This is a genomic window from Sphingobacterium sp. HMA12, from assembly GCF_002933815.1.
Taxonomy (GTDB): Bacteria; Bacteroidota; Bacteroidia; order Sphingobacteriales; family Sphingobacteriaceae; genus Sphingobacterium.
Map to the genome: position 1 here is coordinate 230,578 of NZ_BEYR01000004.1, position 16,206 is coordinate 246,783.

10 protein-coding genes, 1 tRNA gene and 1 pseudogene are annotated in these 16,206 nt (G+C 40.0%); 3 read left to right on the plus strand and 9 right to left on the minus strand.

The window, feature by feature from the left end:
- Positions 1 to 209 precede the first annotated feature (209 nt).
- From HMAT_RS20090 to HMAT_RS20100, 3 genes and pseudogenes are all read right to left on the minus strand, one after another.
- Entirely contained in the window at positions 210 to 2,813 is a 2,604-nt protein-coding gene (locus HMAT_RS20090) for a hypothetical protein (protein ID WP_199768723.1), read from the minus strand.
- A 52-nt stretch (positions 2,814 to 2,865) separates the two neighbouring features.
- Positions 2,866 to 3,087: pseudogene (locus HMAT_RS27815) on the minus strand (IS5/IS1182 family transposase); the annotation flags it as partial.
- A 332-nt stretch (positions 3,088 to 3,419) separates the two neighbouring features.
- Positions 3,420 to 3,875, minus strand: a complete 456-nt coding sequence (locus HMAT_RS20100; RefSeq protein ID WP_104384660.1) for a hypothetical protein — start codon at positions 3,873 to 3,875, stop codon at positions 3,420 to 3,422.
- A 227-nt stretch (positions 3,876 to 4,102) separates the two neighbouring features.
- Here HMAT_RS20100 and HMAT_RS20105 point away from each other — a divergent pair, with 227 nt between their 5' ends.
- Entirely contained in the window at positions 4,103 to 4,369 is a 267-nt protein-coding gene (locus tag HMAT_RS20105) for a hypothetical protein (RefSeq protein ID WP_158656026.1), read from the plus strand.
- Positions 4,370 to 4,539: 170 nt separating this feature from the next.
- Here the strand turns inward: HMAT_RS20105 and HMAT_RS20110 are convergent, their stop codons facing one another.
- Positions 4,540 to 4,872: a helix-hairpin-helix domain-containing protein gene (locus tag HMAT_RS20110; RefSeq protein ID WP_104384662.1), complete on the minus strand. Its 333-nt coding sequence runs from the start codon at positions 4,870 to 4,872 to the stop codon at positions 4,540 to 4,542.
- A gap of 394 nt (positions 4,873 to 5,266) precedes the next feature.
- Between HMAT_RS20110 and HMAT_RS20115 the strand changes: the two genes are divergently transcribed.
- Positions 5,267 to 5,803, plus strand: a complete 537-nt coding sequence (locus tag HMAT_RS20115) for a hypothetical protein (protein WP_104384663.1) — start codon at positions 5,267 to 5,269, stop codon at positions 5,801 to 5,803.
- A gap of 43 nt (positions 5,804 to 5,846) precedes the next feature.
- Here HMAT_RS20115 and HMAT_RS20120 read toward each other — a convergent pair whose 3' ends face one another.
- Positions 5,847 to 7,157, minus strand: coding sequence for a site-specific integrase (locus HMAT_RS20120; RefSeq protein WP_104384664.1), 1,311 nt, complete (start codon positions 7,155 to 7,157; stop codon positions 5,847 to 5,849).
- Positions 7,158 to 7,392: 235 nt separating this feature from the next.
- Positions 7,393 to 7,464, minus strand: a tRNA-Glu gene (locus tag HMAT_RS20125).
- 140 nt (positions 7,465 to 7,604) lie between these two features.
- Between HMAT_RS20125 and HMAT_RS20130 the strand changes: the two genes are divergently transcribed.
- The gene (locus tag HMAT_RS20130) at positions 7,605 to 10,121 is read left to right on the plus strand and encodes a family 20 glycosylhydrolase (protein ID WP_104384665.1); all 2,517 of its coding nucleotides are present in this window, start codon (positions 7,605 to 7,607) and stop codon (positions 10,119 to 10,121) included.
- A 157-nt stretch (positions 10,122 to 10,278) separates the two neighbouring features.
- On the opposite strand, the gene HMAT_RS20135 is transcribed toward HMAT_RS20130, so the two are convergent.
- From HMAT_RS20135 to HMAT_RS20145, 3 genes are all read right to left on the minus strand, one after another.
- A complete protein-coding gene (locus HMAT_RS20135) occupies positions 10,279 to 12,774 on the minus strand; it encodes a TonB-dependent siderophore receptor (RefSeq protein WP_104384666.1) in 2,496 nt (831 codons plus the stop codon).
- Positions 12,775 to 12,917: 143 nt separating this feature from the next.
- Positions 12,918 to 14,846 carry a glucosamine-6-phosphate deaminase gene (gene nagB / locus HMAT_RS20140; protein WP_104384667.1) on the minus strand — a complete coding sequence of 643 codons (1,929 nt, stop codon included), beginning with the start codon at positions 14,844 to 14,846 and terminating at the stop codon, positions 12,918 to 12,920.
- Positions 14,847 to 14,987: 141 nt separating this feature from the next.
- Positions 14,988 to 16,136, minus strand: a complete 1,149-nt coding sequence (locus tag HMAT_RS20145; protein ID WP_104384668.1) for a methionine aminotransferase — start codon at positions 16,134 to 16,136, stop codon at positions 14,988 to 14,990.
- Positions 16,137 to 16,206: the final 70 nt, after the last annotated feature.

Consider the following 16,206-nt stretch of genomic DNA (forward strand, 5'->3'; position numbering starts at 1 on the left):
CGTAAGAATTATGAAACATCAAATGGTTATATTATTTTCCCGTCCAAATATAGAATTGGAGGGGTTAATCCAGCATTAATCGCGCATTAACGCGCACGGCACACCGTCCCAACACACAATGCAACTATCTGAAAATCAGAAACAAAAAGGTGAATAAAAAATATTATTTTTTTTAAAGGGTAGGTTTAAGCAAGCACATTAATTGGGCATTAATTATTTACAAACCGCGCTATAATATCCTCATAAGTAAAGTCAGGCGTTGAATTGAGAAGACGCCTATAGTCTTCGCAGAATTTATCAAAGCTCTGTTTAGATAATCCCTTTTGCCTCATCTCGTACAGGACTTTACATTTTAAGCGAATCGCTTCTTCATCAATATTATCATGAATCAAGATGACATCAGCTATTTTCAATAACAATTTAGGATCATCAGCAATCCCCTGTTGATGGATAGATTCGAGCAAAGCATCGACCAATAATGTCGAGAATTTAGATTTATAACTATCCGCCCATTCGGTTTCCAAACTCGGCAGCAATGGACCCAAAGAAGCCACGCGAACGATCTGTCGGATCAAGTCTTTATCAAGTGGATTTTTATCAAGCAGTTTTAAATTTGCCGATATTTCACTGTAATCGCAGATTAACTGATCACCAAGATCGAGATACCAATAACTATTTTTATGAATTATTTCAATATTTCCAACATTCTGCAGAAGCAAACGCAGTTTTCTGATATTCACCCGTCTGTTATTGGACGCACTATCTTTATCCATGCCAAACCAAAACGTTTCGTCCAGCCGTTGCGAAGTCGTCCCCTTGTCATCTTTGACCGAACTGAGCAGCAGGTAGATCAATAGCTGCTTGATTGTAGGCGAGAATTCACCGGTCATATTATTCCCATGTTGATCATATATCCTAAAGCCGCCTAGCAAATAAATAGCTGACTTTTGCTTCTCTACAGGATATTTTTCAATTTTATCATATTGCAGCAAGTCTGCCTGTGGCGTCCGATCTTCAACACCTTGCTTTTTATATTTTCGAACATAAAAAATAAGTCCAACCAGTACCACAATAGGGCATATAAGGACGAGTAACCACAGCGGAGACAACCCTCCCCCCTTTTTAGCAACTTCGTAAGACTGGATAAATTCTTTAGATAGCGGCGGAAAAGCCAAAGAATAAATATCGATGATTGTAGCTTCACCAGAAGCCTCTTCCTGCTGCACAAAGGCATATAGCGATGATGTTTTCCGATACAAGAATAAACTACAATAAGATTTGATATCCAAAAAATTATATTTAATAGAATCACTTAAAATCTCCATCGACGGATTTTTAGTTTCTATATCGAAAGCAGAAAGATAAAGGAATGAATAATACCTATCATTATTATACGTGAGCGTATAGAGCTTATTGGCCGCAGTATCCGCCACCATAGCATTACTAAACGTATAATGATTCTTATCATTCACAAAAGACCACATGCGCGTATGTTCTTTCGTATCAATATTTATTTTGTAGAGATCATAATAATTCCGGGGCGATTCCTCCTGTTTGCCCGAAGCACTCCCGTACCCGCCCAAGATCAACATATGCTTATTATCGATGTTGCACGAAGCACTGAGATAGCGCGGTTCAATCCCTGCCGCAAGAGATTTCTCTGCCCATTTTGCCGTATCATTTAGCTCAATGACCGCTAATTGCGCATTGTATCGGTGGATCCCATACCCACCGAAGACGACCAAGCGATTATTCTCATAATCTATAAATTGATTATGATGCTGTCGCGTATCTATCTCAACAATCGCATGCTCACTCCATTCATTTTTATCAAAATCATAAAAATTCAGTTTAGGCAGATCCGGATTGTAGGAGATCAGTTTACGCTGCTTACTGTCGAATATTAATTGGCTAGACGCGCCCACCCTGAAGTAAGGGTAGCCCTTTTTCGGGATGATCGTATCCGTTCTATTGGCATCAATGTGATACGTATAAATTCTATCTCGCGTAACCATAAATACCCTTCCACCAAGCGTGTCATAAGCAATCTGCGGGAGAGGGTTACGATTTGTGCCGTCCGTATTGAGCCTAAGCGATGCAATTTTATGCCATTGCGAATGCTTATCGATTTCCCAGATCGGATTTCCCGCTATCGCCGGATTTTTTGTTATTTCATCATACACCACATTTTTGTTATGTGTAGCCAGACGCCATTCGTGCTTTATGACGTTCTTTTTATCTCTGATAATAATATTTCGGATGGTCATTGGAGGCACATCATTGGTATAAAAATGAATATTTTTATTCTCGCCAAAATATATCTTTATGTTATCAAAGTCCGCAATAGGCTGTTTAATTACTCGCTCCTTGCCATTAATTAGCACCTTTATATTATCCCTATTAAAAGATAGTTTAATTTTCAGCCATTTATTTTCCTGTAGACCTCCCGCATCCTGAATCGATGCAGACTCGATGACCCCATCTACTTTTGTCAGTAAGCATTTAAATTCGGATTTTAACAGGTGGGAAATGATATCGAAACTTTCCGAATCGTTTGCAACCACGCGGCACACATAGCCATAGGTATGTAATTCCTTTCTGAGCCTTAAATCAAATTCCAATGAAAATCCATCCTTTGAAAATTCCAGGGGCTTTTCGGCGGACAAATTTAATCCAGTACGTTCATCCTGATTTTTCGTGTGGGCAATAAAAGTAAGGCCCGAGAAATGAGATTGATCATTAATTTGAGCAACTAGCATAGTTTGCCAAAAGAATAAAAACAAAAATAGCTTAAATTGAGGTATCTTTCCCATTTAGGATTTAATAAAATCGAAAATCAAGCTAAAGATAATAAATAGTCCGAGCTTAAAAAGTCGCATTGAGTTTTAATATTGATTTTAGTATGAAATATTTAGGCAAGATGTTTATATTTCGAATAAGCACAAAAACGGATTTTTTCCATTTGTTCATCATCCTTTTGAAATTAAAAGCAGTAGCTGTTAGCATAACGTTAATATTATCACCTACGATTCCTTTGTAGAAATTTCTCCCCAATCGATGGTCTGTTTTCAAATGTCCGTTTATAGGTTTAAACCTTTCTTTACAACACTCGTTTTGTAAACCTATACTAGTACAATACAATGTGTAAACCCATAGTAGGACGATACAAATGAGCAAGCAGAAGTTGGGCAGAGCCCTACTTTTCTTGTCCCATTTGCCAGAAATGGGGTTTAGAGTATCCTCCGGGGATACTCTGTTGCCTTTACAATAACATAAAGCCAATTTTTAGTATACTGCGCAGTATACTTTATAATTCAATCCAACATGGGAAATAATAGGCTGTATATAGAATAGACAATATATCTATTAGGCTATCAATATAGATAAATATATCGCTGGTTATCTGAATAAGCATTCATTTAGCTATAACTGATGTAGCTTTTACCCCCCATCTCTTCGAATATGAAAACTTTGAACACAATTTTTGACAATAATTCCATCACTTGATTGGCTAAGGTGTTAAGCTCCAATCCCAAATACAACAAAGTTTCTCTTGCATCCCATTGGAACCCCATCCGCTGCAGAAGGCTGATCTGATGGTTTCCGATAGCGTTTCTATTTCTGAGCGTTTTTATTTTGGGAATCCGTAGGTATAACTTTCTACCGCTGGTAATTATGATACCAAGATCCAGTTCACTATCGAACATCAGTACGACTTTTTGAACTTCCTTCCGTTTCAATTTCTCTAGTAGATCAGCCAAAACCCTGGAAAAGGGCGAGTCTGGGTTCACATTACTATTCAGTCCCTCCAACTTCTTCTCGGCATCTCCTATCCACTGCTCGTAAAGTTCCCTTAATTTTTTTTGACCCGCCAATGAGCGATTCTTTACTCTATATCTTCTATTTATGGGCTAATGTTTATGCTATCTAGAACTATCACATTTTATTTTCAAAAGGGATTTGGTTAAATTAGAAAAAGCTGTAGGAACCTAGCAGCAGCTATGAATACCAGCCATTAGAGTGCGTTCATCTGTGGGTATCGTCGAAAATATATTGTTTACATCTGTACCCCATACTGGAAATGGGAAAGAAAATTATTTCTATGGGAACCAATAAAAAATGTAGGGAGACCGGAAAGGTAATTTTTACCTCCTGGATTGAGGCCCGGCTTGTTATGCTCGACCTGAAATGGAATTACCTATATAAACGGAATGAGGAAGGCCGACGTATCAAACACAGGCAGGGCAGGCCTATCCAGAGACGGGCATACTACTGTACGCATTGCAACGGATACCACCTGACAAAATGGAAGAAATCAAACTTCAATACGTATACCGAGAAACGATGGAGACGGGACCAAGGGGAATAAAGTTCAGCCGCTCAAAACATAACCTTTGATTTTAGGGGCTTCCGACCGAAGTCCAGTAAAACGGCCATCCCATTGGACAGCCGTTTAAGGATTAGATAGGGCGTAGTTAAAACAATATCAATATACATTTCTAAAAGGAAGGTTCAAAATTAACTGTTTATATAAACAGCTTATTTACCAAGATCTTTAATGAAACTCACTATTTCCGAAAGTGATTTGTTCCCCAGTCCGTCCATGGCAGCGAGATGCTCGTATGAACAGTTCATCAGATCCGCAACAGTTATTATTCCTTGTTTATGGTGGGCACTTACGGTCTTTCCGCTGAGCTCCTGCCGGAAATAGAAGAGGTCGCTTTCAAGGATGGTCTCATGGATATACTCATTGTCACCCAAGATCCGCTGAAGTTTCATGAAAAGGTTCCGAAGGGAGGTATAATCCATCTTTCGAAGGTCGATCCTCGCCTTAACACCATCTAGATAGATATCAATTTCGTGTTCATTCATGTTTTCAGACGATTTGGTTATGCATTAATGGCTATCTCTCCTGACCGTTATCCTGTTCAAAATCAACATTTAAATTAGGTAAAAATGAATAATAATTCCAAATTTATTCGACCAACTTCCGATTAACCATGTTCACGCATTGAATACGCTCGATTACTTAAACTTGTAGCACAAGTTTTCTCAACAAAACCTATTATAAAGAATCTCGATTGATAGATTGATCCATTACTAGTAGTGGATGAGCTAAAAAACTGTCGATCAACAAGATAACAGAATTTGGGTTCATATAGAAAGAAGAGGTATAACTGAAATTTTACAGGTTCAACTGTAGCATGACGAATGTTTTTTTCGTTTCTTTATATGAATTTTATAAACCATACTAGTATTTTCAATAATGAGCAGAAAACTAACTATTCCACTTTTTAGTATATTGTTTTTAATTGTTGCATCTTGTAGCCGTGATGAACCATTCTACCCAAAACCTCAGCCAGAACCGGAACCCCTTATAGAATATGCTTGTCCAAAGGCAGATGATATTTACAAGATCTATCCAGATACGCTTTTCGTTAATGCTAAAGGCCTATACGTCATGTATGAAGACAGGCCCGTTAAGTTGACCTATACGAAAGACCTTAGCACTTCATTTGCATTATTTACCTGTGAAGGGAAGTTTGATAACCGAAATGAGACCGTGAATAGTCCTCTTTCGTGGAAGATCAAAACAGCTGATCAAGAACCCCGAAACATAGTTTATGCCATGCAAGGAGTGGTCCAAATCAACAAAGTACTTTTACCGAAGGACATGGATCGGATTTTGACATTTACGGAAGGGGAAAAAATGGAATATAGTGTTTCCCTGTTAAATTTCAAGGAAGATATCATCCAGACAAGTAAAGTAACTTTTATATATAAAGAGGATTTACAACCGTAATCTGAAAAGGAAGCTGCCTTTTGTGCAGCTTCCTTTTTGGGATTTATGCGATATTCCGACCACTGTGATCTGTTCTAATAAAAGTAAGAGCCTGTGGAGTACATAACTCAGCGATTTTAGCCTGATTTGCAGGCACCGGTTTATTCTCGATCTTTCTTTCCAGTCTATCCATATCCACGGCAACCCTATTATCTAATAATTTCGCATAATGCTGTGTTGTCTTGATATCCGTATGACCAAGCATCTTGGATACTGTTTCAATCGGAACACTATTGGCCAATGTAACCGAAGTAGCAAAGGTATGACGTGATTTATGGAAGGTCAATTCTTTGGTAATCTCGCATAGGTCAGCAATTTCCTTTAGATAGCTGTTCATTTTCTGATTGCTGAGAACAGGTAGTACCATATCTTTCGCTATGCATGGCGGATAGTCACGATATTTTTCAATAATTTCAAGTGCCTTTGGTAATAACGGAATATTTGATGATGTTTCGGTTTTTTCCCTACTTGTGAAGATCCACAGTTTTCCGTCCACACCCTCAGCGATATCCGTCCATTTTAGTTTCTTTACATCAGCATAAGATAGACCTGTATAACAACAGAAGACGAAAATATCACGAACATGTGCAAGTCGTGGTATTTTGAATTCCTTTTCTTCTATCGTACGAAGTTCTGCGTCTGTTAGAAACTCCTTCTCTTTTGCTTTAGCTTTGATCTTATAGAATGCAAAAGGATCGTCGGTGATCCAGCGGTGTGCAATACAGATCTTGATGATCTTACGCAGATGTTTCATGTATTTTGCCGCCGACACAGCTGAACAGCCCATTGTTGCTCGAAGATAGAATTCGTACCCTGTGACAAAAGCATGGTCAATCCTTCTAGTGTCGATATCCTGCGACCTGTATTCCTTTTCTAGGGACCCACCAACATGGGATAAAGAGGTTTTATACCCTTTGAGCGTATTGGGCTTAAATCCATTGCCCAAAAGCGCTTCCATCTGGTTGTTGTGCTCTCTGAATACATCTAAGAAATTTTTGCGTTTGATATCTTTTCCCTGAAACCGCAACTTAATGGACTCCGCTGTAATTTCTTCTCCTGCCGCTACCATAGCAGTATGGATCGCACTTACTTTAGTTACGAGTGTATCAAGGTAACTGTTCAGGGTTTTTACAGCTTCTGTTGTACCTTTTGCGCGGTTAGCTTTGGAATTCCATTTCGATGGCTCGCATTCACGTCCCACCGAGGTCTCTTTTGGAAAGCAGTCGACTGTGATCCGCATATAAATTGGCTTGGGGCCACTAACATAATTTTCTGGTTTCTTCAAGTAGAAGAGCAAGGAATAATTTGTACTCATGACAACATCATTTAAGTGAAACAAAATTAGCCTTGCAACTAAAACGAATCAAGATGTTTATCTTTTGAACATCTTGATTATTAGAATGTTAACTCTATTTCAGTGAGTAAGCAAATGAGAGAAAATGACTCACTTTTTTCTTGGGAATTCGTGTAAGTTTTGTAGATACTGAAAAACAAAAAAGCCTGCAAACATTTAATTTGCAGGCTTTTGTATGTTTTGACTTTTAGATGTGTAGCCCGTAGGGGAATCGAACCCCTGTTTCAAGAATGAAAATCTTGCGTCCTAACCCCTAGACGAACGGGCCGTTTTCTGTTTCGGTGTGCAAATATAGAAAGTTTTCTAAATCTGTCAAAATTTTATCGGAATTTTTATTCATTTTTTTCTAAATAGATCGCAAAACCCTCTAAAATAGCTATATTTAGACTCATTGAAAAAGTAACCAACATGACTAATTTAAAAAAAATTAAAAACCCACTACTCTATGCTGGCCTTGGCATGGCATTTTTTAGCCAAGCAGCATATGCTCAAAAATCGAGCTCAATTGCCGATCAGCTGCAAATCACCTGGCAAGTCAAGGATGGCCAGAATATCCGTAAAAATCCTGTCTCAACAATCATTTTGAAAAATAAGGGCAGAAGTGCCATACAGCTGAATGATTGGAGCCTCTGGTTTAATTTTATCCGGTCTATTGATCCTGATAAAGTAGATAATAGATTTGCCATTGACCACAGGAATGGTGACCTATTTCAGGTTAGCTTTAAGAAAAACAATTTTCTATTAAAAGCACAGGACACCATCCATATTGATTTTACCACAACTGGACTCGTCAATTACACCGACGGACCAATCGGTTTGTATGTAAAAAACAGCAAAACCGGGCTTTCAACAGATATTCGGAACTATACAGCAGTGAAAACCGCACCTCAATCTGACACTGAAAAAGCGGATTATTGGTCTTATAAGTATGATCAGAACCAACTTACAGATGGAATCGAAGCACAAAGCATTATTCCTTTACCCAGTAATATTAACATCGACAATAACGCAAAGTTCAATATAACGAACGATACTAAGGCATTAATTGCCAGCGAATTTGCTTCAGAAGCGAATTTTCTGACAGATTTTCTAAACAAGTACACGGGAATCAAACTATCTCCTTCTTCGGCAAAAGAAGATGGAATTGTTATCGTCAAAACAAATGATCTAAAACCTGAATCCTACCGGCTAAACATTGATGCAAAGGGGATACACATAGAGGCTTCGGATAAAGCAGGTGCATTTTATGCCATACAGTCTTTGAAATCCTTGATTAATCATCAACAATGGAATAAAACCACAAAATCAATTGCCTTACCTTACGCAAAAATAGAGGATAGTCCTCGTTATGGCTATCGTGGATTTATGTTGGATGCAGCCCGTAATTTTCATAGCAAGGCAGAAGTGTTGCGCATTTTAGACCTGATGGCCGCCTATAAATTAAATAAGTTCCATTTCCACTTTATTGACGATGAAGGTTGGCGATTGGAAATTCCATCCTTACCGGAACTGACTGCTGTGGGTGCTAACCGCACCGCTAATTTCGAAGACGGTAAAGGAATTCAACCCGCTTATGGTTCTGGTGCCACTGCAAAAGCGCATCAATTCTACACCGTAGCTGATTATATCGAAATCTTAAAATATGCGCAAGCAAGACATATCGATGTGATACCTGAAGTAGAAACACCGGGGCATGCCCGTGCTGCGATCAAAGCAATGCGCGCACGTTATGCTCACTTCACTAAGGTGGGCGACAAACAGAAAGCAGAAGAGTTCCTATTGGATGATGCGGATGATAAATCGATCTATAACTCTGCACAGAACTGGAATGACAATGTGATGAACCCTGCCTTACCTTCAACCTATCATTTCCTGAGCAAAGTGGTCGATGAAATCAAAGCTATCCATGAAAAAGCTGGAGTACCATTGAAAATTATCGATTTGGGAGGTGATGAAACACCAAGCGGTGTCTGGGAAAAATCGCCGAAGATCCTTGCTTTCATGAAGGAAAATAACATCAGTAATGTACTTGATGTATGGCCAATATATATCGCCAAAATAAATCAACTTGTCCAAAGTAAAGGTCTGACTATGTCGGGATGGGAAGAAATGGGGATGCGTAACAAAGGGAAAGGAATGGAAGTTAACGCTGAATTGGGTAAATCCGGCATACATCTCAATGTATGGAACAACCTTCCGGGACAGGGACAAGAAGATCTAGCTTACCGCTTAGCAAATGCAGGCTATAAAGTGGTGTATACAAGCGCAGCAAACAATTACCTGGATATGTCATGGGATCGAGACTTTGCTGATCCGGGCCATAGCTGGGTGGGTACTGTAAACTTGAACAGAACCTATTCGTTCGCACCGGAAAACTTCTTCATCAACCTTCGTAAAGATGATACTGGAAAAGATCTCGTAAAAGAAGCTTATACTAACAAAGTGCAGCTTACTACTGAAGGAAAGAAAAATCTGCTCGGCATCAAGGGTGCACTATGGGCTGAAAAAGTATCCACAGACCAACGCCTTGAGGAGATGATATTCCCCCGGTTAATTGCTATTGCCGATCGCGCCTGGGCGCAAGAACAAGCTTGGGAAAAAGGTAATTCTTATGATGAAGCAACCTATCGTAAGTCGTATACAGCCTTTATTAAGAAATTAGGCGAGGATGAATTAAAGAAACTGGATATTATTGATGGGGGTTATACCTATCGCCTTCCGAAGCTTGGAATTAAACAAGAGGGTAACCAACTTTATATCAACACTGATTATCCTGGATTCAAAGTCTATTATACAGAGAATGGAAGTACACCGAATTTGAAATCAAAAGAAGTAAATGGCGCAATTCCTTTTCAAGCGGGCAACAAATATCTATTCAAGGTATTTGACGCCAAAGGTAGATCTGGAGATGTTATTGCCTATTAAAAACTGAACTGGATTATTACAATAAATAGTGATATCCAATAAGCTCACGCTCATCGGTGAAATAGCACGGCCGATAGCAGTTCTAAAACTGAAAAAGGGATAATTTCGAATAGAAATCATCCCTTTTTACTTGTGCTCACGATTAAATGCTATCTGTTTAAAACTTATAGCTTAACGAAACAGCCGCATTTCTTGGATCAATCTGATTGATAAAACCTCCACGGAAATACGAGTTCAAGCCAATCTCGTTGGTAATATTGTTAACAAAAACTTTTGCATCAAATTTTCGCCATTTGTACCCTACCTGTGCGTTTAAAGTTGTATAGGCTGGCATATTGAATGGTTTTTCGCCATAATATTCACCGTGGCCTTGCGGTGTTAGACTATATTCATTTACTGGACGATCGCCCACATAATAAACTCCGGCACTTAAGCTCAGATTTCTTAAAGCACCTTGATTAAAGACATATTGCACCCAGGCATTGGCCGTATGTTTTGGCGCATTCATTGGTGCGGAGCCATTCATGTAAGACGGAGAATTTTTATATCGGGCATCCAAATATGCATAGCCCAACATCACCGTTAGATTTTCCAATACACGACCATTTAATTCAGCTTCGATACCATCCCGGATTAAATCACCTGCTTTAAAATAAAGACCCGTCGGTTGATTTGCCTCATTATATTCCGCATTGGTTAAGTCAGACGTATAAATATGGAAATACGTTAAGTTGAAACGCAGTCTATTATTCAACCAATCTGATTTAATCCCACCTTCGAATTGTTCGGTAGTTGAAGCACCTGCCTTGGTCCCATCAACCATTGGATTGGCAGCACTTCTAAGACTTGTTGAATTCGTATAGGATCCGAATACATTGAAATTCTCGAAAGGTGTTACGATAACACCCGCCATCGGATTCCAGGCTGATACCCTCTTATTTCCGTTTGATGTAAAGTCCTTTGTCGTCATTTCAGAGTAACGCAAACCCAATACTGCCTTAATGTATTTACTGAATTCAATAACATCCTGTGCCATAAAGCCAACAGAAGAATAGTAATTTCTCACCGGCGTTTTAGCCTCAAAAGCCACCTTCTTTCCTGTCCGTTTATTTCCCAAAGAATCCACATAAGATACTTGATCCAAATCATTAGCCCAGTCGCCATGAATATCAATAACATCAATCACCCCTGCAGCTAAAGCCGCCTGGTCGGTCTTTTTTAAAAGAACTTTATCTTCTAACAGATTCAATTTGGTATCAAACGAAGTTGTTGTTGCATCCGCAATACGATAATCTACACCAGCCTGTACCAAATGCTTTACTTTGCCTGTATACAAATCCTTTCCGATCAAATCAAATTGGAAGGTCTTGTTTTTATCATCACGCAAACTCTTGCTCATCTTCCGTGAAAAGGTATTGAACTTTTCCTCACGGTCCTTTATAAGAGTCGCCGATGTTGTCAAGTTATCGACCTGATAAGATGAGGTTGCTATGGAAGCGCGAATACTCCAACGATCGGTCAATTCATGATTGATCTGCCCCATAAAGCTCTTCATCTCTGTATTCACATTATCAGAATTCATACCCAAGAATTTATTGTTTGGGATGACATACAACGCATTTACCGATTGAGATTTGTGTAAGTTAACTGCCGAATTCACTGGGGTACGATTATCGTTGAAATAGTCTCCTTCCAATGTGATCGTTGTTCTATCGGTTGGCTTCCAAGCCAGTGATGGGTTTAGATAGACACGGTCGGCTGAAAGCCCTTTTCTGAAACTATCATTTCTTTCATAGGCACCATCCATACGAAAAGCGACAGTCTCCTTTTTATCCAGTACCGTCTGAAAATCAAATGTCGGCCGAAACTGTCCCCAGCTTCCTACACGTACCCCAACCTCGCCGGAGTTTGTAAAATTAGGCGTTTTTGTCACGACGTTAATCACCCCGCCGGCATTACCAAGGTCAGTAATAACACCTTGTGTTACCGCAGCAGAACCTTTGATCATCTGGATGGACTCTACCCCTTGCATATCAACAACGCCAGAAGCAGTCTGGAACTGCGAGTCCATACGTACCCCATTTTTCAAAACTGGCACTCCTCTGAAACCTCTTGTAGACAATGATTCTTTGACACCGCCGTAAGAACCAAATAGCGTAACGCCCGGAATATTTCGAACAGCATCAGTCAATGTTAATATACCCTGATCTTGAATTACTTTATTGGATATCACCGATATACTCTGAATCTGATCGGAAGGTTTTAAAGGCATACGGGTAATCATCTCAAGCCCCTTTGGCTTTTTATTCCGCTCACCAAACACCTCCACTTCATCGATAGCCTGCTCATTGCTCACCAGCACCACCGGTTTTATGACCACCTCACGGCTAGCGGAGCTAAATACATAATCAACCGAGGTTGTTTGATATCCTAGATAGGTAAAACGGATAACCGCATTTTGATCGACACCCTGAAGTCTAAAATGACCTCTGTGGTCTGTCCGCACGGTTTTATCGCCGATTGAAACGGTCACTGAGCTTAATGGGTTGTTGTTTGCATCAACAACCTTTCCTTTTACGATCCCTGAAGTTTGACCATATACAGCGCTTCCGATTAACAACGTAGAGGCAAGAGCAAGTAAGTGTTTGTCCATGTTAATAATTTTGGGTAATTATTTTTAATTATTCTAAATAACAGGGCAAAGATATAAAAACTCACTTATTTAGAATAATTAAAAATAAAAAAGCTCTGAATCGCTTATGATTCAGAGCTTTCCTAATATTAACTCAGTGTATTTTAGTCAAATTTCCATCGTACAAAAGCCTCTATCGCTTCGTAGTTAGCTAGACCTAACCTGTCATATAACGACGCGGTGTCACTCGTACGGTCTTCAGCACGTACCCAAAATTCACGTGGATCATCACCCGGGAATACAGGTAGATCTTTTTGGGATTGGTGTTTGAAGATCGCTAAACGCTTGCGGTACACCTCTTGTGGTGATAGGGGAACGGCCATTTCAATCTCATGGATTGGGTATTCATGCCATGCACCTCTGTACAACCATAACCAACAGTCTTTTGTCCACTCGTCTGTTTTGCTCAATCTTTTCAAGGCTTCGAATAAAATATCGAAACATACTTTATGTGTACCATGTGGGTCGGCAAAATCTCCCGCTGCAAATACTTGGTGCGGTTTTACCTGACGCAACAATTCCATTGTTTGTTGAATATCATCTTCAAACGATACTTCTTTCGCAAATTTTTGTCTGTCATAGAATGGAAGATCCTGGAAGTGGATATTTTCATCTGGCAATCCGACTAAACGAGCTCCGGCAATGGCTTCCCCTTTACGGATCAATGCCTTTATTTTGCGAACAAGCTCGGTATCGATCTGATTTGGTTTTTTCGTTGCAAAGATTGCTCTTTCCTCATCATAAATCTGATTGATCTGAGCGGCCTCCGCCTTTGCACCGATTTGATTTGCCAGATCCTCCGCAAATTCCAGGTAACGCACCACATCATCATCCCATACAGCCGTATTACCACAAGTTTGGTATGCAACATGCACATTGTGCCCTTGATCTGCCAAACGGATAAATGTTCCGCCCATAGAGATGACATCGTCATCTGGGTGAGGAGAAAATACGATCACATTTTTCTTGGCTGGGTTGGCACGCTCCGGACGTTGCGAATCGTCTACGTTAGGTTTACCGCCCGGCCATCCTGTAATCGTATGCTGAAGTTCATTAAAAATACGGATATTGATGTTATAGGCAGGACCAGTTTCAGTTACCAGTTTTGCCATGCCATGGGCATTATAGTCCTCGTCAGTAAGTTTCAAAATCGGCTTATTGATCTCTAAGGCCAACCAAACAACTGCCTTTTTAATCAAAGAGGGTGTCCAGGTAACATCTTCGGCTAACCATGGAAGATCAAAACGTGTCAACAACGACGCTGCTGCCTCATCCAAAATGAACTCGACATTATCCGACAGTTGAAGATATGTAGCCGGAATCTCTGCTGAAATCTCGCCTTCAACAGCTTTTTTGATGATCTCCGCTTTCGTTTCAGTCCATGCCATCAGAATGATCTCGCGTGCTTTGAAAATTGTACCCACACCCATTGTAATGGCTTTTCTTGGCACATTTTCTTTTCCACCAAAAGCGCGAGAGGCGTCACGACGTGTCAGATCATCTAAGGTTACAATACGAGTACCGGAGTTGGGCGCAGAACCCGGTTCGTTAAAACCAATATGTCCGGTACGGCCAATACCTAGCAATTGAATATCTAAACCTCCAGCAGCTGTAATCTTTTGCTCGTATGCCTCACAAAATGCATTGACTTGATCAGGTGCCAGGGTACCATCAGGAATATTTACATTCGCCTTATCAATATCCACATGATCGAACAAGTTTTTGTTCATAAAGGTCACATAGCTCTGATCGGCGTCAGGTTGCATAGGGTAATATTCGTCAAGATTGAAGGTAATCACGTTCTTAAAGCTTAAACCTTCTTCTTTGTGCAAGCGAATCAGTTCTTGATAGACCTGCACCGGTGTGGCACCAGTGGCAAGACCCAGAACAGCTTTTTCACCTTTCTCTTGCTTTGCACGAATAATGTCAGCAATACGATTTGCAACGTTTTTCGAAGCTGAATTTTGATCTGGATAGACGCTTACGGGGACTTTCTCGAAGCGTGTTTCTTCCAATAAATTTAATCTAGCCATTTTATGGATATATTGATAAACGTGAATTACAAATTTATGAAATTAGTGAGTTAAGTTGAAGTAAAATTTTAATAAAGTACCCTGTTCTTAACAATATTTTAAATAAAACCTTTTAGCCCCAAATTTAGCATCTAAAACAGGCTAAATTTTATTCAAAATAGCGACCGCTTCGGATAAAGTAACGTCCTGCTTGGCGAAACAAACGCGCAAAACTTGTTGATCTGTAACCTGTTTGTAGAATGCAGAGAGCGGGATTGTCGCTATTTTATGATGTGTTGTCAAATAACGGGCAAAATCGAATTCTTTCTCCTGACTGATTGCACTATAATCCAGATTCAGAAAATAGGTACCTTCACAGGGTAGTACTTTAAAACGGGATTCCTTCAAACCATTTTTGAGCAAGTCTCTTTTTTTCTCAAAAAAACCAGCGAGATTATCGATGTACGCAATATCTTTTAAATATTCCGCGATCGCAATTTGCATTGGTGTATTGACGCTGAACACGTTAAACTGATGAATCTTTCGAAATTCTCGTGTCAGCATGGCCGGAGCTACACAGTACCCAATCTTCCAGCCTGTCGTATGCAACAGCTTTCCGAAAGAAGCAACAACAAAACTCCGCTCGCGCAAGGCCGGAATGCTCAAAACTGATTGCGGTTCAACGCCATCAAAGACAAGATACTCATAGACTTCATCGCTGAGCAGCAGAGTGCCCGTACCTTCCAGAAGCTTGCCAAGTTTATTCAATTCTTCATTTCCGAGAACTTTTCCCGTAGGATTATTCGGATTATTGATAATCACCAGTCGTGTTTTTTCGTTGATCAACGTGGCCACATAATCCCAGTCAATTTGAAAATCCGGTGCCAATAATCGAACCGGAATAACCTTACCCCCAAACAATTCGATCGTTGGGGCATAACTATCGTATGCCGGTTCGAATATAATCACTTCGTCTCCAGCCCCGACCACTGTTGCTAGAGCTGTAAAGATGGCCTGAGTTCCCCCGGCTGTTATCGTGAGTTCCTCTGAAGGATCTACATCCACGTCATATACAACCTTGTATTTATTTACGATCGTCTCTCGCAGACTTTGTGCGCCGATCATCGGCGCATACTGATTATGTCCTTTTTCCATCGCCGCAGAAACCAATTGGGTTAGCCTGGGATCTGTTTCAAAGTCCGGGAATCCCTGTGAAAGGTTCAGGGCCTGCTCCGCATTGGCAAGCGTGGTCATCTGGGTAAAGATCGATGTACCGACATGTGGAAGTTTAGCTATTAGGTTGAAGTTCATTTTTTGACATTTTATTAATCTACTAAATTAGTGGATTTTCTTATATTTGTAAATATATAGAAGAATAGCA